This is a genomic window from Streptomyces sp. NPDC056169 (assembly GCF_042268445.1).
GTDB lineage: Bacteria > Actinomycetota > Actinomycetes > Streptomycetales > Streptomycetaceae > Streptomyces.
The window spans coordinates 319,602-336,283 of the sequence record NZ_JBHJUO010000010.1 but is presented as its reverse complement, the minus strand read 5'-3'; the positions used below and the strand labels follow the sequence as shown (position 1 = coordinate 336,283).

The following is a 16,682-nucleotide window of genomic DNA, read 5'->3' as shown; positions in this document are numbered from 1 at the left end:
ATGCCACTCTGGGAGATGTCGCCCCTCGGGACGCGCTCCCGAGCCTCGGGTGTACCCCGGAGGAGGAGCCATGACCAGCGAGACCCCCGCCCGACCGGAGCTTGGCAACGTCGTCGTGGGAGTCGACGGGTCCCCCTCCGGGCGCGCGGCCGTGTTCTGGGCCGCCGACGAGGCGGACCGACGGGGAAGGCCCCTGCATCTCGTCCATGCCGCGGACACCGACCGCCGGGCGATCTTCTCCAACGCCGAGACGATCCAGGCGGTACGTGAAACAGGTCGCGACCTGCTGAACGAGACCGCGAGCGCGGTCCGAGACCGCTTTCCGGACCTTGCCGTCACGAAGGAGCTGGGCCGCCAGGAGCCGGTCGCCGGTCTCCGGGCGGCCGCCGGCCACCGGGGCACGATCGTGGTGGGCAACCGGGGGCTCGGTGGCTTCTCCGCGCTCATGCTCGGATCCGTCGGTCTGGGCGTGGCGGCCCGCGCCGAGGTTCCCGTGATCGTGGTCCGTGGTGACGGTGACCGTCCCGCGTCGGGCTCGGTGACAGCAGCCGTGCACGGTGCTTCGGATCTGGGCTGGCTGCTTGTCGCGGCCGCCGAGGCCGACGCCCGCAAGGCGGCGTTGCGGCTGGTGAGCGTCTGGAACGTGCTCACCCACGTCGGCAGTGTCGCGACCATGCTGGACGATCTCGACGGGATCGCGCGACAACGCGTGCACGAGATCAAGTCGCTCGCCGATCTCGCGCATGAGTTCTATCCCCAGTTGATCGTCAGCCATCACGTCGAGACGGGCACGAGCACGCCCGGGATCCTGGTGGAGGCGAGTGCCCACACCGATCTGCTGGTGATGGGCAGAGAACACCGCGCCCTGGGCGTAGGCCCCTCCCTGGGCCGAGTCGCCCACGTCCTGCTCCACCACGCCCACTGCCCGGTGGAGATCGTTCCACCTGCCTTCGCCACCCGGGTCGAGGAGACGTGAACGACATACTGCTCGGTGTCGACCCCCGGGAGCAGTCGGTTCCCGCTCTCGTCTGGGCCGCCGACGAGGCCGAACGAAGAGGACTGGTGCTCAGGCTGGTCGTCGCCGTACCGCCTGCCCACGACGGGCTCCGGTACGACGCGCTCGCCCATCAGAGCGCCCTGCGCTTCCGCGCGGAGTCGGCGATCGCCGACGCGGAGGACCTCGTCCGGGAACTGCACGGCGGTCTGCGGATCGTGACGGAACGCGTGAACGGTGTGCCGGCGACCGTGTTGCTCGACATGGCGCAGCACGCCGCGCTCGTCGTCCTGGGCTCTCGCCGTCTCGGCAGGCCCGCCGAGATGTTCAGCGAGAGCTCCGTGGTCGTCCCCCTCACGGCACGGGCCGACTGTCCCGTCGTCGTGGTCCGCGCACCTGAGCACACCGCCGTGCACCCACCGACCCTCGTCGTGGGCGTGGACGGAAGCGAGTCCTCACAGGCCGCGGTCGCCTTCGCCGTCGAGGAGGCGAGCCTGCGCGAGGCACGGCTGCGGGCCGTCTGGGTCTGGCCCCGTTCCCTCCTCGCTCACGACGACGGCCAAGAGGGGCTGGCCGAGCGGTGTCGGTTCCTCGCCGAGTCGGTGGCGGGCTGGGCGGAGAAGTATCCGGACGTCGCCGTCTCCCAAGAGGTCCTGCGGGGACACCCGGTCGAACAACTTGCCCTGGCGTCCCAGGAATCCCTCTCTCTCGTGGTCGGTCGCCGAGGCCGTGGCGGCTACTCCGGCATGCGCTTGGGCTCGACCGTTCACGGCCTGCTGCACCGTGCCCCGTGTCCGGTGATCACCGTCCCCTTCCGCACCGCGAGCACCGGACCGGCGACCCGGCACGGGCCGACCGGTCCCGTTCCGGTACGACCGACCGGCCCGTACCCGTGACCCCGCTCGGCACGGCGTCGGCCGAGCGGGTGCCCAGGAACCACCAGCTGCCCACGGAAGGGCGATGGGGCGTCCCTGGCGCCCGGTTCACACCGTCAGGGTGTCGGCGCTCTTCCTCTGAACCCATGGGGAATCGGCTGGATCGTGAGCAGGGGGGCCGGAAAGGAGGACGCGGCCATGACGACCGCAAGAGAGATCATGCACTCCGGTGCGAGCTGTGTGCAGGAGAACGAGAACCTCATGGACGCCGCGCGCCGCATGAGCGAACTGGATGTCGGCGCGCTGCCCATCTGCGGGCCGGACGACCGGCTGCACGGCATCATCACCGATCGGGACATCGTGGTGAAGTGCCTCGCCAAGGGCAAGGACCCCCACCGGATGACGGCCGGGGACCTCGCCCAGGGCAAGCCGGTCACCGTGGACGCGGGAGCCGACAGCGAAGTGGTGCTCCGCACGATGCAGGACCACCGTGTCCGCCGCGTGCCCGTGATCGACGACCACCGCCTGGTCGGCATGATCAGTGAGGCGGACCTGGCGCGGCACCTGCCGGAGGAACGGGTGGGGCATTTCGTCGAGAAGGTCTGCTGCTGACAGCACTGGAGCCGTGGCGCCATGGGCCGGTCGGTCCAGGTGTGGCCCGTTCGGCCCCGTCGGACAGCCCCCTTGGACGCTGCGCCACGTGACCTCGCGGGCGGAGGATTGGGCTACGGAGTGAGACCGGCCCCGGTAACCCGGTCGACCGCCCGTCCGTACCGACTCGGGTCCACGGCGACCGCCCTGGGCCCCCGGGAACGAGGAGCAGAACAATGGCCGGAGGCAAGGTGGAACGCAGGCACAGCCTCTTCCCCGACTTCAACGACTGGTTCAACCGGGAGTTTCCGGGGCTGCCCGGGTGGCGACCCGCGACGGCTGCTCACTCCATTCCCGTGGAGGTGACCAGCGGTGACGGCGTGTACGTGCTGCGGGCCGAGCTGCCGGGGATGGACCCGGACGACGACATCGGCATCACCGTCGACGACAACCTCATCACGGTGAGTGCGGAGCACATCGAGAGCACGGAGGACAAGGAGCATTCGGAGTTCCGCTACGGATCGTTCCGCAGGACCGTGCGCCTCCCGGGCGCGATCCCCGCCGACGACGTCGAGGCGTCGTACGCGGACGGCATCCTCACCATCCGCATCCCGATGCCCGACGAGGAGACCACGTCCGTTCGGACCGTTCCGGTGAAGCGGGGCGACAAGCCGGCCGAGGGCGCGGAATCATGAACGCCAAGCGTGTCCTGGTCGCCTATGGCAGCAAGGCGGGCGCGACCGCCGGAATCGCCGAAGAGATCGGCCGGACGCTCCGGGACGACGGCTTCTACGCCGTCGTTCTTCCGGCCGACACCGTCACCGACGTCAGCGGCTACGACGGAGTCGTCCTCGGCGGAGCCCTCTACGCAGGCCACTGGACCGGCAAGGCGCGACGGTGCGCCCGGCGCAACGCCGAACAGCTCAGGCACCGGCCTCTCTGGCTGTTCAGCAGCGGTCCCGTCGACAGTTCCGCGGAGCAGCACGACATCCCGCCCGTACGAGGAGTCGCCCGACGGATGAAGAAGCTCGGTGCTCGCGAGCACATGACCTTCGGCGGCGCCGTGACCGCCGGGACGTCGGACCCGATCGCACGCGCGATGGTGCGCCGGGGCAAGGGCGGCGACTTCCGCAATCCGGAACGCATCCGGGCATGGGCCCACCACATCGGAACGGAACTCGACGACACCCACTGAATCGGGCCTCTGACAGATGGGCGAGCTCACCCCGACGGGAGGTTCGGCATGCTCCACCACGAGCCGTCGGGGAGCGGGACCACACCGCCCAGGAGACTCGCAAGGCGCGCCGCCCTGGTCGTCGTGCTGATGATCGCTCTGATCTGCGGTGCCGTGGCCGCCGGGAGCCTTTGGGTGGCCGGAGCCAAGGCCGACCGGGAACTCGCCGTCCACCGTCATCGGGTGACCGCGACGACCACCGGGCCGGCCAAGGAACCACCCGTCGCCACCCGGTACGGCTCCAAGGCGCAGGCCGTCGCGCCGGCTGTGTGGGAGCAGCCCGAGCACGTCCGTCGGTCCGGCACCATTCACGTCCCGCTACGGACACCCCAGGGGCGCGCCGTGACGATCTGGGTGGACGACGCAGGGGCCCCCGCCCGGCCCCCGGGCAGGACTGCGGACCGCGCTCTCACCTCGCTCTCGGGCGGTATGGGGGCGGCGGGTGTGGTCGGGGTGACGGGCGCCGCCGTGGTCTTCCTCGTAGGGCAGCGGACCCGAGGTCACCGGCTCGCGGCCTGGGAACGCGAGTGGGAGCAGGTGGAACCCGTATGGTCCGGCCGACTCCGCCGCGGCAGCGGTGCAGGGGACGACGATGACTGACCGTGCCGACAGCCGTGCCACCCCGGAGCGGACCGCCGCCTCCACCGAGGCGCCGCCCTTCGACCCCAGCGAACCGCTGCCCCGGCTGCGTCGAGAACTCGCCACGGGGCCGGATGGTCTCTCGGCCCGCGAGGCCGCCCGGCGCCTCGCCGTCCACGGACCGAACGAAGTACGGCGCAAGGTGCGCTCCTCCTTCGTGCGCGAGCTGGTCGGGCAGCTGATCCACCCCCTGGCCCTGCTGCTGTGGGCTGCCGCCGCCCTCGCCTTCGTCGCGGACCTGGCGGTCCTCGGTTGGGCGATCATCGCGGTCATCGCCGTCAACGCGGCTTTCGCCCTGCTCCAGGAGCGTCAGGCGGAGCGGGCGGTGGAGACACTCGCCCGCTATCTGCCCGAGCACGCCCTCGCCGTACGCGACGGGCAGCCCCGCGTCGTGGAGGCCCGTGACCTCGTACCGGGCGACCTGATCCTCCTGGACGAGGGCGACAAGGTCCCCGCCGACGCGCACGTCACCGAGGGTGGTGTCGAGGTCGACCTGTCGATGCTCACGGGCGAGTCCGTGCCGGTGGAACGGATCGCCTCGGCCGGGATCCTCGGCGCCCCGCTACTCGAGGAGCCGAACCTCGTCTTCAGCGGGACGACCTGTGTCGGGGGCCAGGCGCGTGCCATCGTGTTCGCCACCGGAAACCACACCGAACTCGGTCGGATCGCCGCCCTCAGCCAGCGGACCCGACGCGAGGCGAGCCCTCTGGAACGGCAGGTCAAGCGGGTCGCGTGGCTCATCGCCGGCGTCGCGACCGGCATGGGCGTCGTGTTTCTCGTCCTGGGGGTGGCGGTCGGGCTTCCGGTCACCGACTCCCTGACGTTCGCCATCGGGCTGCTCGTCGCCAACGTCCCGGAGGGACTCCTTCCGACCATCACACTGGCGCTGGCCGTCGGCGTCCGCGCCCTGGCCCGCCGGGGTGCCCTGGTCAAACGGCTCAGTGCCGTGGAGACCCTGGGTTCCACGAGCGTCATCTGCACGGACAAGACCGGCACACTCACCCGCAACAGCATGCGTCTCAGGACGCTGTGGACGGTCGACCACGGGTCGGAGCCGGGCCCCTGGGCGGAGGAGTTGGCGAGGGCGGGCGCCCTGTGCACCACGGTCACGCGAGAAGCCGACGGCGAACTGCACGGCGACCCCACCGAGGCCGCCCTGGTCGTCGGCGCCGCCGACCACGGGGCTCCGCTCGACCTGGGGCGGCGCGACGCGGGACGGCGGGCGCTGTTCCGCTTCGACCCGCGGCTGCGCCTGATGTCGGTCGTGCAGGGCGGGGAGAGGCGGGAGGGGGAGAAGCCGGACGGGGAGATGCAGGGCCCCACGCGGATCGTGGTCAAGGGTGCGCCCGAGGCGGTGCTGGACCGCCTCCTGCCCGGAACCGCGGCGGAATCGGCCCGCGTCGCGGCCGAGGACCTGGCCGGTGGCGGCATGCGGGTCCTGGCCGTCGCCGTACGCGACGTGCCGAGTGGCGCGGAGCTGCCGTCACGCCGTGAGGACGCGGAGTCGGGGTTGACCCTGCTCGGGCTCGTCGGGCTGTACGACCCGCCGCGCCCCGAGGTGGCGGAGGCCGTACGCCGCTGCCACGAGGCCGGGATCCGGGTACACGTCGTGACGGGCGACAACGGCGCCACCGCCGCGGCCGTCGCCCGGGAGGTCGGCATCGGAGTACCCCGCCTGCACGTGGTCGCGGCGTCGGAGTCACTGGGCGACGACGAACTGGACCGGCTCCTCGTGGAAGGCGACGACGAGATCGTCTTCGCCCGCTCCTCGCCGGAGACGAAGCTCAAGGTGGCCGACACCCTGCGGGAGCACGGCCGGATCGTCGCCATGACCGGTGACGGCGTCAACGACGCCCCCGCACTGCACCGCGCCCACATCGGGGTGGCCATGGGACGCTCCGGCACCGACGTGGCCCGAGAGGCCGCCACCATGGTGCTCACCGACGACGACTTCGCCACCATCGTGACCGCGGTCGAAGCCGGGCGCCGCGTCTACGACAACGTACGCAAGTTCATCGTCTACATCTTCGCCCACGCGACCCCGGAGATCGTGCCCTTCCTCGTCTTCGCGCTCTCCGCCGGCACGGTACCGCTCCCGCTCACCGTCCTCCAGATCCTCGCCATCGACCTCGGCACCGAGACCCTGCCCGCCCTCGCCCTGGGCCGGGAACGCTCCGAGCCCGGCATCATGCAGCGGCCCCCGCGACCGCGGCACCAGGGCGTGATCTCCCGCGACATGCTCATACGGAGCTGGGGGTACCTGGGCCTCATGTCTGCGGTGCTCGTCATGGCGGGCTACTTCTACGTGCTGTGGCGCGCGGGCTGGCAGCCGGGCGACCCCACGGGGACCGGCAGCCCCTTGCACCACGCCTACGTGACGGCCACCACGGCCACCTTCGCCGGCATCGTCACCTGCCAGGTCGGCACGGCGTTCGCGGCCCGCACCGATCACGCGGCGCTGCGCGACATCGGGGTGTTCTCGAATCCGCTGCTGCTCGCCGGCATCGCCTTCGAACTCGCGTTCACGGCCGCCCTGGTCTACGCGCCCCCGCTCCAGCACCTCTTCGGCACAGCCGCGCTGCCCTTGGACGTCGTCCTGCTCATCGCGACCTTCCCGGTCCTGGTGTGGGGCACGGACGAGCTGCGGCGCGCCAGGCGGCGCCGCCGTCGGCCGCCGTCCACCGTCCCTGGTTCGTGACCGCCCTGGTCGAGACGGAAGGGCGGGTAGGCCGCGATGAGCGCCAGCAGGGTGATCAGGCCGCTGCTCCACCATCCCGCGTGCACGCCGCTGGTGAAGAAGGCGATCACGAGGTACTGGGGGATGGCGAGCAGGGGCAGGAGCCGTCACCTTCGCCGACGAGAGCTCCGTGACGGGCCGGCCGTCGTACTCGACCAGCTTGTACGCCGCGTCCAGATACGTGCGCGGCGGCCCCGTGACCTGTACCGGAACGGCCGGACATGGCTATGTCCGCCCCTGGGCGGTGAGCTCGCATCGTACGTCCACCACGCCTTCGACGGCGCGGGCCAGGCGGGCTGCGAGCGGGATGAGCGCGCTGTCGCGGACCTGGCCGGACAGCGTCACGACTCCGGCGTCGACGCGGACGTCGACCCCGCGCTGAGAGAGCGGGAAAAGGTGCTCGACGACGTCGCGGCGCACCTCGGCGGCGAGATCCTCGTCGGGGCGGAGGAACACCTTGAGGAGGTCGGACCGGCTCACGATGCCCTGGATGACGCCGCTCGCGTCGACGACCGGCAGCCGCTTCACGCGATGGGCGGCCATGAGGCGGGCGGCCCTGGGCAGGGATGCCTCGGGAGCGACGGTGACCGGGGGCGAGGTCATCAGGTCCTCGGCCCGGCGATATCCGGCCTTGGCGGTGGCGTCGAGCCGTCGCATCTGTTCGACGAGGCCGAGGCGGTGGTCGTGGAACTCCTCCTTGAGGAGCAGGTCGGCCTCGGAGACCACCCCGACGACGCGGCCCTCGCCCTCGATGACCGGTACGGCCGTCACCTTCCACCGCTCCATGGCGGTGACGATCTCCTTGAAGTCCGCGCCGGGCTTGATGGCGACGACCTTCTTGGTCATCACGTCGGCGACGGTGAACGGCTGAGGTGACATCGCACTTTCCTTACCTGAGGGATCGGCGGGCGGGGGTTGTCGCGACGGCTGCGGTCCTGCCCAGGTAGGGCCGGGCAGGTCACAGCCCGGGGACCGTTGGGCCCGGGTCAGCGGACCAGGACGGCCTCCCCGGAGCGGGGTACGACGGCCGTCCAGCCCAGTTCGCGGTCGATGCGATCGCGCAGCGCCTCGGAAGCGGTCGGCTCGCCGTGGACGAGGTAGGTGGTGTGCGGGGGAGGAGCGTCGCGCAGCCAGTCCACGATCTGGCCCGCGTCGGCGTGGGCCGAGAAGTGGGGCACGTCGGCGACCTCGGCCCGTACGGGCACGTACTCGCCGAACATCTTGAGCGTCCGGACCCCGTCCACGAGGTCCCGGGCCCGGGTCCCCGCGGCGGCGAAGCCGACCACGACCACGGCGTTGCGCGGGTCGGGCAGCAGCCGGTGGAGGTGGTGCAGGACCCGGCCGCCGGTGGCCATGCCGGCCGAGGAGACGATCACTGCGGGCCCGTGCGTGCTGTTGATGTCGATGGACTCCTGCACCGTGCGCGCCGCGAGGAACGGTTCCGGGCTCAGCGCGCCCTCTCCCCGGGCGAGGATCTCGGGCCGCAGCTCGGCGGAGCGCTCGCGTACGGCGTCCTGGTAGACGTCCAGCGCGGCGAGGGCCATGGGGCTGTCCACGTACACGGGTACCGAGCGGGGCAGGACGCCCGTGTCGCGCAGGCGGCCCAGTTCGTGCAGGACGACCTCGGTCCGGTCGATCGCGAAGGCCGGGATGACGACGGTGCCGTTCCGTGCGAGGGCGCGTGCGATGACGGAGGCGAACTCCGACCGGGCGGACTCCTGGTCGTGGTGGCGGTCGCCGTAGGTGGACTCCATGAGGAGTACGTCGGCGCCCGAGAACGGCTCGGGCGGCAGCAGCAGCGGATGGCCTGGCCGGCCCAGGTCACCGGAGGTGGCCAGGGTGTGGCCGTCCTCCAGCGTGAGGCGGGCCCATGCCGAGCCGAGGATGTGTCCGCCGTGGTGGAGTGTGAGCCGGGTGCCGGCCATGATCTCCACGTCCTCGCCGACGGCCACGGTGTCGAAGAACGCGAGGGTCTTCTCGACGTCCGAGTCGTCGTAGAGCGGCTTGGCCGGGCGGTGCTTGGACCAGCCGTGTGCGTTGGCATGCCGGGCTGCCTCCATCTGGAGGCGGGCGCTGTCGCGCAGCACGATCCCGGCGAGCCGGGCGGTGTGGGCGCTGGTCAGGATCGGTCCCCGGAAGCCCTGCCGCACCAGGCGGGGCAGATAGCCGCAGTGGTCCAGGTGGGCATGGGTGACGACCACGGCGTCCACGTCCGCGGCGTCGCGGGCGAACCGCTCCCAGTTGCGGTGCCGCAGCTTCGCGAAACCCTGGAAGAGACCGCAGTCGAGGAGGATCCGCGCATGGTCGCTCTCGACCAGGAACTTGCTGCCGGTGACCGTCCCCACGCCACCCAGGAAACTGAGCAGGGCCGGCCGCGGGGGCGTGGGAGCGGGGTTCGGGGCTGCCTCGGACATGGCCGTCCCTCCTTCGGAACGTGTACCGGTCTCCACCCTCGCATCCTGAACCGGCCCGCCCCGAGAGTCCGTACGGGCACATCGGGGGGCCGACCGGCCCATGCGCCGCCCGGGTACCGGATGCAGCCTGGTGGACGAGGACCGCAGCGACGTGCGACAGGAAGTGGGTGGGCGCCATGAAGGCACTCGTCTTCCAGGGGCCGGGGCGTATCGCCTGGCAGAACATGCCCGACCCGGTCGTCGAGGATCCCGCCGACGCGGTCGTCCGCGTCGACGCCGTCACCATCTGCGGCACGGACCTGCACATCCTGAAGGGCGACGTCCCCGAGGTGACGCCCGGCCGGGTCCTCGGACACGAGGCGGTCGGCACGGTGGTGGAGACCGGAGGCGACGTCCGTACCGTACGGCCGGGCGACCGCGTCCTGGTCTCCTGCATCACGGCCTGCGGAAGGTGCCGGTTCTGCCGTGAGAGCCGCTACGGACAGTGCCGGGGCGGAGGCGGCTGGATCCTCGGCCACACCGTCGACGGCACCCAGGCCGAGTACGTCCGGGTGCCCTTCGCCGACTTGTCGGTCCACCCGCTACCGGACTCGATCGACGACTTCGACGCCGTCCTGCTTGCCGACATCTTCCCCACCGCCTACGAGGTCGGGGTCCTGAACGGCGCGGTGAGCCCCGCCGACACGGTGGTCGTGGTCGGTGCGGGCCCCATCGGCCTTGCCGCCGTCATCACGGCGGGCTTCTACAGTCCCGGCCGTATCGTCGCCGTCGACCTGGCCGAGTCGCGGCTGAGCGCCGCCCGCGCCCTCGGCGCGGACGCCACCGTGAACGCCGAGGAAGGCCCCGAGCAGCTCGTCGCGGATCTGACCGACGGCCTCGGCGCCGACGTCGTCATGGAGGCCGTCGGTGTCCCTGAGGCGTTCGAGATGTGCACGCGCATGGTCCGACCAGGTGGCAGGGTCGCGAACATCGGAGTCCACGGCAAGCCGGCGACCCTTCACCTCGAAGACCTGTGGATCAAGGACGTCACGATCACCACCGGCCTGGTGGACACCTCGTCCACCCCCATGCTGCTGCGCATGATGGCCGCGGGGCGGCTGCCGTCGGCAGCACTGCTCACCCACCGGTTCGAGCTGGGGGAGATGGAGGAGGCGTACGACGTCTTCGGCCGCGCGGCCGAGACAGGCGCCATCAAGGTCGCGCTGGGCGGCCCGCAGCACACGGTCGTGAGCGTCCCCGACACGTCGGCGGCCTGATGACCCGACACGTCGGCGGCCTGATGAACGGCCGAGGCCCGGGATCTCGGCCGCCGGAGAGTGTCGTCCTCGACACCGACGGCGTACTGCTCGACTCCGCCGTCGTGCACGCGGCGGCGTGGAAGATCGCCTTCGACGCCTGCCTCGACCGACTGGCGCCCGACAACGGGACACAGCCTCCCTTCGACGCGGACGCCGAGTACCGCCGACTCGTCGACGGAAGATCCCGGTACGACGGCGCCGCGGCCTTCCTCACCGCCCGCGGCCTCCACCTCCCCCCGGGAGAGCCCCACGACGTCCCCGGCCACGGCACGGTATGGGCCGTCGCGGCACACAAGGAACGGGCGTTCGTCGATCTGCTTCGTACGAAAGGTGTCATGGCCTTCGCCGACGTACGGCCCGCCCTCACGGATCTGCGCACGGCGGGCGTGCCGTGCGCAGCCGTCTCCGCCTCCCGGCACGCCCGGACACTGATCCGTGCCGCCGGGCTCGCCGGTCTCCTCACGGTGATCGTGGACGGCGAGGACGCCGCCGGGCTCGGCCTCGCCGGCAAGCCGGATCCCGCGCTTTTCCTGTGGGCGGCCGCTCTCCTGGGCAGTCGCGCCCAGGAGAGCGCAGTCGCCGAGGACGCAGTCGCCGGAGTCGCGGCGGCGCGTCGCGGCGGCTTCGGTCTCGTCGTCGGAATCGACCGCACCCCGCTGCGGAGCACCACCGCCCTCCTGCGGGAGCAGGGCGCCGACCTGGTTGTTCCCGATCTGGCCACGCTGGTCCGGAGCGTGTGGGGTGATCACGGGTGACCACCGGCTGGACATGGCGCTACGACCGGTACGACCCGGAACGCGAGCCGCTGGTCGAAGCCCTCTGCACCCTCGGCAACGGCCGGTTCGCCACCCGGGGCTCCGCGCCCGAGTGCCCCGCCGGGACCACGCACTACCCGGGCACCTACCTGGCCGGCTGCTACGACCGGCGCACCTCGGTCGTCGCGGGCGAACGGGTCGAGAACGAGGACCTTGTCAACCTTCCGAACTGGACGCTGCTGCGCTACCGCTGCCTCCCGGACGACGGTCCGCCGGGCGAGTGGCTCACCCCCGACGCCGACGAACTGCGCCACTACGAAGTGCACCTCGACCTGCGTGCGGGCGTTCTCACGCGACGTCTGTTCTTCGAGGACGCTCATGGGCGGGGCCTGCGCGTCAGCCACATCCGCCTCGTTCACATGGGAGATCCCGGACTGGCGGCCCAGTGCACCCTCTTCCGCGCCTACGGCTGGAGCGGCACCATCGAGGTGCGGTCCCTGCTCGACGGCGCCGTCACCAACGCCGGAGTCGAGCGGTACCGGCATCTCGAAGGGCGCCATCTCACCGACTTCCGGACCGGATTCGAGGCCGACGGCGTCGCCTGGATCTCTTGCCGTACGTTCGACCCGGGTATCCGGATCGCCATGGCCGTGCGCACGGTCACCCGCCCCGCGCGGTCCGCGCGGGAGGCGGCCACTTCGGTCGGCACCGAACAGACGTACCACCTGCCGGTCGTTCCCCGCCGCTCGGCGATGGTCGTGAAGACCCTGGCGCTGCACACATCAAGGGACTGGCCCGCCGCCGACCCGATCACGGCAGCTACTGACGTGATCGCTCGCACTCCGGCCTTCCCCCAGCTGCTCTCCGCCCACAGGGCGGCATGGCAGCGCGTCTGGGAGGAGGGCGAGCTGCATGTGCCCGGTGAGGCCGGCCGCATCCTGCGGCTGCACGTGTTCCACCTGTTGCAGACGCTGTCCCCGCACACGGCCGACCTCGACGTGGGCGTGCCTGCGCGCGGACTGCACGGTGAGGCTTACCGAGGACATGTCTTCTGGGACGAGCTCTTCGTCCTGCCCTACCTGAACCTCCACTTCCCCGAGGTGGCCCGGGCACTGCTCATGTACCGGCACAGGCGACTGCCGGCCGCTCGCGAGGCCGCCCGCCTCGCCGGTCATCAGGGGGCCATGTATCCCTGGCAGAGCGCGAGTTCGGGGCGGGAGGAGACTCAGGTCCTGCACCTCAACCCGCGCTCGGGGCGATGGCTGGCCGACCGATCCCGGCTCCAGCGCCATGTGGGGTCAGCCGTCGCGTACAACGTCTGGAAGTACGCACAGGCCACCGGCGACCGAGGATTCCTCCACTCGGCCGGGGCGGAGATCCTCCTCGAGGTAGCCCGCTACTGGTCCGGGGCCGCCACCTTCGACTCGGAGCTCGGCCGCTACCGTATCCGCGGGGTCGTGGGACCGGACGAGTTTCACGACGCCTATCCCGGTGCCACGACGCCGGGGATCGACGACAACGCCTACACCAACGCGACCGCCGCCTGGGTGCTCGCCCGCGGCCTCGACCTGCTCGGCGAACTGCCCGAGGCCCGACGCTCGGAGCTCTCGGAGCAACTGTCGCTGGACGACGATGAACTCGCTCGCTGGGAGAAAATTTCCCGCCGTCTGTACGTGCCCTTCCATCAGGGCGTGGTCAGCCAGTTCGAGGGGTACGGAGACCTGGCGGAACTCGACTGGGAGGCGTACCGGGCCCGGTACGGCGACATCCGCAGGCTCGACCGGATCCTGGAGGCAGAGGGCGACACGGTCAACCGCTACCAGGCGTCGAAGCAGGCCGACACCCTCATGCTGGGCTACCTCTTCCGGCCCGAGGAGCTGTACGGCCTGTTCGGGCGGCTCGGCTACGCGCTGGACGACGAGATGTGGCGTGCCACCGTCTCGTACCACCTGCGGCGCACCAGCCACGGCTCGACGCTGAGCAGTCTCGTCCACGGCTGGGTGCTGGCCCGGCAGAAGGGCGCCGACGCCTGGCGGTACTGCGAGGAGGCCCTGCTCGCCGATGTGGCCGACGTCCAGGGCGGAACGACCGGCGAGGGAATCCATCTCGGCGCGATGGCCGGCACGATCGACCTCGTCGAACGAGGGATCACCGGCCTGGAAACGGGACCGGAGGGGCTTCGAGTGGCTCCGGTGCCGCTGGCGGGGATCCCGCGGTGCACCTTCACCTTGTGCTGTGGCCGTCATCGGGGGGTGCGCCTGCGGATGCTTCCCGGGCGGCTGGCCGTCCGGGTCCCGGTCTCGACCGAGGGCCCGCTCGCCGTCGTGCTCCCCGGCGACCGGAGGGGCACTGTCGCACCCGGCCAGGAGCGTTGGTTCCGTCTGTGAGAGGCGGTTCAGTCGAAGGCGAGCACCTCGGCGACGGGCCGGCGCGGCGTGGCCCGCCCCTGGGGGCCGTAGCCCAGGCGGATGATCATGTGGACGAAGCCCGTCGTGGAAGCGGTCCGGGACTTGCCGGGGGGCGGGCGCCGGGATCGCTCTCGCGTGCGCCCCCGCCGGATTCGTCGCGGCCCGCGCCGTACGGAACGCCTTCCACCCGGGCGGCCCGACAGGAACGGGTGGTTCATCCGGACTACGGTGAAAGTGCGCGCTTCGGGTGTCGCCCGTGCGCTCGACGCAGCCGGAGGTTCGATGGGCCGGGAGGACACCAAGCCCGCAGGTACACGGCTGCCACGGCTGCGACTCGACGAGCTGCTCGACGAGGTCCAGGTGCGTATCGACGAGGTGCGTGGCACCAGGGACCGGCTCAACGGGCTCCTCGAAGCCGTCATGTCCGTGGGCCGCGGACTCGACCTGCCGCAGGTGCTGCGCGACATCGTGGAGTCCGCCGTCACTCTGGTGGACGCCGAGTACGGAGCCCTGGGCGTCATCGGTGACGACCTGAAGCTCTCCGAATTCCTCCCCATCGGCATCGACGACGAACTCCGTGAGCGGATCGGCGCTCTGCCGTCCGGACACGGCATCCTCGGCGAACTGATCCGCAACCCGAAGGCGCTGCGCCTCGCCGAGCTGTCCGAGCACCCGGCCTCGTACGGCTTCCCGGCCCATCATCCGCCGATGCACACGTTCCTGGGCGTCCCCATCCGGGTCCGCGACGAAGTGTTCGGCAACCTCTACCTCACGGAGAAGCGCGGAGGAGCCGACTTCGACGCCGAGGACGAGGCCGTCGTGACGACTCTGGCCGTGGCGGCCGGCATCGCCATCGAGAACGCCCGCCTCTACGAGGAGGGCCGCCTGCGCCAGCGCTGGCTGGCCGCCAGCTCCGACTTCACCAGTGCCCTCCTGTCCGGTGCGGAGGAGACCGAGGTCCTCGGCGGGATGCTGGAGCAGGCGGTGGACATCGCGGGCGCCGACATGGGGGTCTTCTACCTGGTCGGACCGGGCGGCGAACTGCGGGGCTCGTTGGCCAGCGGCGAGGGCGCCGAAACGCACCGGGGCGTCGTCCTCCCGAGCACCGAAGGAACCCTCGTCGAGGCCGCCCTCGCGCAGGACGGCCTGGTCACGGTCGCCGACGTCGAGAACGAACCGACCATCACGATGCAGACCGAACGGTGGAAGGGGTACGGACCGGCAGTGGCCGTCGCGGTCGGCACCAAGGAGCTGCTCAGAGGGGTACTGATCCTCGCGCGGTGTCACGGGCGGCCCGCCTTCACGACCGCCGAGGTCACCGCGCTTCCCGGGTTCGCGGGCCAGGCGGCACTGGCGCTCGAACTGGCCGACCGCCGTCGTGACGCCGAACAGGTGAGCCTTCTGGAGGACCGCGACCGGATCGCCCGAGACCTCCACGATCTGGCGATCCAGCGCTTGTTCGCCACGGGGATGACGCTGCAGAGTGCCCGGCGCTTCGTCGAGCACCCGGAGGCCTTGGACCGGCTGACCCGGGCCATCGACGACCTCGACGCCACCATCAAGATCATCCGATCGACCATCTTCGGCCTACGGGAACACGACACCCCGGGAACCGCCCCGAAATTGCGAAAGCGCCTGGTCAAGGCCGTGGGTTCGGCGGCGGCGACGCTCGGATTCACTCCGGCGCTGCGTATGGAGGGCCTGCTCGACACCGACGTACCGACGGAAGCGGCCGGGGAGGTGCTCGCCGTCCTCGGGGAGGCCCTCACCAATGTGGCACGGCACGCCCGGGCCCGAAAGGCGGAGGTGTCGGTCGTGGCCGACGACGGCGTGCTGGTGGTAACGGTGAGTGACGACGGTGTGGGCATGCCGCACGGCGGAAGCCGCAGCGGATTGCAGAACCTGTCCGAACGGGCCGAGCGGCTGGGCGGCACGCTTTCGGTCCACGCGAGAGCGGCGCCCGGCAGCGGCACGGTCCTCGAGTGGAGGATCCCACTCCCGACCGAGCTGAAATGAAGGCTTCTACGTCCCCTCGGCGTCGTGCTCGTGGACCTGTGCGGCGATGACGGCCGCTTGTACGCGGCGTTCCACGCCGAGTTTGCCGAGCAGCCGGGAGATGTGGTTCTTGACGGTCTTCTCCGACAGATAGAGCCGCTTGGCGATCTGCCGGTTGGTGAGTCCCTCGCCGATGAGGTCGAGTACGGACCGCTCCCTGGCGGACAGCACCGCGAGCCGCTCGTCCTCCGGCGGCTTCGCCGCCTCGGGTTCGCGCAGCGAGTGCATCAGCCGGGCGGTGGTGGCCGGATCGAGCATCGACTGCCCGGTGGCCACGGTCCGTACCGCCGCCACCAGATCCGACCCCTTGATCTGCTTCAGGACGTACCCGGCCGCCCCAGCCATGATCGCGTCGAGGAGGGCGTCCTCGTCGTCGAACGACGTCAGCATCAGGCACGCCACGTCAGGCATCCGAGACCGCAGCTCCCGGCACACGGAGATGCCGTCCCCATCGGGCAGCCGCACGTCGAGGACCGCCACGTCCGGGCGTAGGGCGGGGCCCCTGGACAGTGCCTGCTCCGCACTCGCCGCCTCGCCGACCACGTCCATGTCGGGCTCGTCGTCGATCAGGTCACGAAGGCCCCGGCGGACGACCTCGTGGTCGTCGACGAGGAAGACCCGCGTGGGTGTGGCGGCTGCCGGCAGATCGGACATGGCGACCCCTGCGGTCGGTGGGTTCGTA

At 71.3% G+C, this 16,682-nt stretch carries 14 protein-coding genes; 11 read left to right on the top strand and 3 right to left on the bottom strand.

Features of this window, described 5'->3' with window-relative positions; all coding sequences use genetic code 11:
• Positions 1–70: 70 nt before the first annotated feature.
• The 7 genes from ACFC0G_RS18790 to ACFC0G_RS18760 all read left to right on the top strand — a co-directional run bounded on the left by ACFC0G_RS18790 (position 71) and on the right by ACFC0G_RS18760 (position 7,031).
• Entirely contained in the window at positions 71–976 is a 906-nt protein-coding gene (locus tag ACFC0G_RS18790; RefSeq protein WP_376404482.1) for a universal stress protein, read from the top strand.
• On the top strand, positions 973–1,890 hold the full coding sequence (locus tag ACFC0G_RS18785; protein WP_376404480.1) for a universal stress protein: 918 nt from the start codon (positions 973–975) through the stop codon (positions 1,888–1,890). Before ACFC0G_RS18790 ends, ACFC0G_RS18785 begins: the two co-directional genes overlap by 4 nt.
• Before the next feature lie 177 nt (positions 1,891–2,067).
• Positions 2,068–2,481 carry a CBS domain-containing protein gene (locus tag ACFC0G_RS18780; RefSeq protein WP_376404478.1) on the top strand — a complete coding sequence of 138 codons (414 nt, stop codon included), beginning with the start codon at positions 2,068–2,070 and terminating at the stop codon, positions 2,479–2,481.
• Positions 2,482–2,696: 215 nt separating this feature from the next.
• Complete coding sequence (locus tag ACFC0G_RS18775; RefSeq protein ID WP_376404476.1) at positions 2,697–3,155, top strand: Hsp20/alpha crystallin family protein; 459 nt, start codon at positions 2,697–2,699, stop codon at positions 3,153–3,155.
• The gene (locus ACFC0G_RS18770) at positions 3,152–3,655 is read left to right on the top strand and encodes a flavodoxin domain-containing protein (RefSeq protein WP_376404474.1); all 504 of its coding nucleotides are present in this window, start codon (positions 3,152–3,154) and stop codon (positions 3,653–3,655) included. Before ACFC0G_RS18775 ends, ACFC0G_RS18770 begins: the two co-directional genes overlap by 4 nt.
• A 48-nt stretch (positions 3,656–3,703) precedes the next feature.
• Positions 3,704–4,294, top strand: coding sequence for a hypothetical protein (locus tag ACFC0G_RS18765; RefSeq protein WP_376404472.1), 591 nt, complete (start codon positions 3,704–3,706; stop codon positions 4,292–4,294).
• On the top strand, positions 4,287–7,031 hold the full coding sequence (locus ACFC0G_RS18760) for a cation-translocating P-type ATPase (protein WP_376404470.1): 2,745 nt from the start codon (positions 4,287–4,289) through the stop codon (positions 7,029–7,031). Before ACFC0G_RS18765 ends, ACFC0G_RS18760 begins: the two co-directional genes overlap by 8 nt.
• Before the next feature lie 264 nt (positions 7,032–7,295).
• On the opposite strand, the gene ACFC0G_RS18755 is transcribed toward ACFC0G_RS18760, so the two are convergent.
• Both ACFC0G_RS18755 and ACFC0G_RS18750 read right to left on the bottom strand, forming a co-directional pair.
• A complete protein-coding gene (locus ACFC0G_RS18755; RefSeq protein WP_376404468.1) occupies positions 7,296–7,949 on the bottom strand; it encodes a CBS domain-containing protein in 654 nt (217 codons plus the stop codon).
• Positions 7,950–8,056: 107 nt separating this feature from the next.
• Positions 8,057–9,484, bottom strand: a complete 1,428-nt coding sequence (locus tag ACFC0G_RS18750; protein WP_376404466.1) for an MBL fold metallo-hydrolase RNA specificity domain-containing protein — start codon at positions 9,482–9,484, stop codon at positions 8,057–8,059.
• 176 nt (positions 9,485–9,660) lie between these two features.
• Here ACFC0G_RS18750 and ACFC0G_RS18745 point away from each other — a divergent pair, with 176 nt between their 5' ends.
• The 4 genes from ACFC0G_RS18745 to ACFC0G_RS18730 all read left to right on the top strand — a co-directional run bounded on the left by ACFC0G_RS18745 (position 9,661) and on the right by ACFC0G_RS18730 (position 15,961).
• The gene (locus tag ACFC0G_RS18745) at positions 9,661–10,740 is read left to right on the top strand and encodes a zinc-dependent alcohol dehydrogenase family protein (RefSeq protein ID WP_376404465.1); all 1,080 of its coding nucleotides are present in this window, start codon (positions 9,661–9,663) and stop codon (positions 10,738–10,740) included.
• On the top strand, positions 10,740–11,537 hold the full coding sequence (locus ACFC0G_RS18740; protein ID WP_376404463.1) for an HAD family hydrolase: 798 nt from the start codon (positions 10,740–10,742) through the stop codon (positions 11,535–11,537). The genes ACFC0G_RS18745 and ACFC0G_RS18740 overlap by 1 nt, the downstream gene beginning before the upstream one ends.
• Entirely contained in the window at positions 11,534–13,924 is a 2,391-nt protein-coding gene (locus ACFC0G_RS18735; protein ID WP_376404461.1) for a glycoside hydrolase family 65 protein, read from the top strand. Before ACFC0G_RS18740 ends, ACFC0G_RS18735 begins: the two co-directional genes overlap by 4 nt.
• A gap of 303 nt (positions 13,925–14,227) precedes the next feature.
• Positions 14,228–15,961: a GAF domain-containing protein gene (locus ACFC0G_RS18730; RefSeq protein WP_376404459.1), complete on the top strand. Its 1,734-nt coding sequence runs from the start codon at positions 14,228–14,230 to the stop codon at positions 15,959–15,961.
• 6 nt (positions 15,962–15,967) lie between these two features.
• Here ACFC0G_RS18730 and ACFC0G_RS18725 read toward each other — a convergent pair whose 3' ends face one another.
• Positions 15,968–16,654: a response regulator gene (locus tag ACFC0G_RS18725; RefSeq protein ID WP_376404457.1), complete on the bottom strand. Its 687-nt coding sequence runs from the start codon at positions 16,652–16,654 to the stop codon at positions 15,968–15,970.
• Positions 16,655–16,682: the final 28 nt, after the last annotated feature.

What these genes read in the sequence shown, in the direction of transcription:
- ACFC0G_RS18790 (WP_376404482.1), top strand. Translation starts at nt 71, where the DNA reads ATGACCAGCGAGACCCCCGCCCGACCGGAGCTTGGCAACGTCGTCGTG.
- ACFC0G_RS18780 (WP_376404478.1), top strand. Translation starts at nt 2,068, where the DNA reads ATGACGACCGCAAGAGAGATCATGCACTCCGGTGCGAGCTGTGTGCAG.
- ACFC0G_RS18775 (WP_376404476.1), top strand. Translation starts at nt 2,697, where the DNA reads ATGGCCGGAGGCAAGGTGGAACGCAGGCACAGCCTCTTCCCCGACTTC.
- ACFC0G_RS18770 (WP_376404474.1), top strand. Translation starts at nt 3,152, where the DNA reads ATGAACGCCAAGCGTGTCCTGGTCGCCTATGGCAGCAAGGCGGGCGCG.
- ACFC0G_RS18765 (WP_376404472.1), top strand. Translation starts at nt 3,704, where the DNA reads ATGCTCCACCACGAGCCGTCGGGGAGCGGGACCACACCGCCCAGGAGA.
- ACFC0G_RS18760 (WP_376404470.1), top strand. Translation starts at nt 4,287, where the DNA reads ATGACTGACCGTGCCGACAGCCGTGCCACCCCGGAGCGGACCGCCGCC.
- ACFC0G_RS18755 (WP_376404468.1), bottom strand. Translation starts at nt 7,949, where the DNA reads ATGTCACCTCAGCCGTTCACCGTCGCCGACGTGATGACCAAGAAGGTC.
- ACFC0G_RS18750 (WP_376404466.1), bottom strand. Translation starts at nt 9,484, where the DNA reads ATGTCCGAGGCAGCCCCGAACCCCGCTCCCACGCCCCCGCGGCCGGCC.
- ACFC0G_RS18745 (WP_376404465.1), top strand. Translation starts at nt 9,661, where the DNA reads ATGAAGGCACTCGTCTTCCAGGGGCCGGGGCGTATCGCCTGGCAGAAC.
- ACFC0G_RS18740 (WP_376404463.1), top strand. Translation starts at nt 10,740, where the DNA reads ATGACCCGACACGTCGGCGGCCTGATGAACGGCCGAGGCCCGGGATCT.
- ACFC0G_RS18730 (WP_376404459.1), top strand. Translation starts at nt 14,228, where the DNA reads ATGGGCCGGGAGGACACCAAGCCCGCAGGTACACGGCTGCCACGGCTG.
- ACFC0G_RS18725 (WP_376404457.1), bottom strand. Translation starts at nt 16,654, where the DNA reads ATGTCCGATCTGCCGGCAGCCGCCACACCCACGCGGGTCTTCCTCGTC.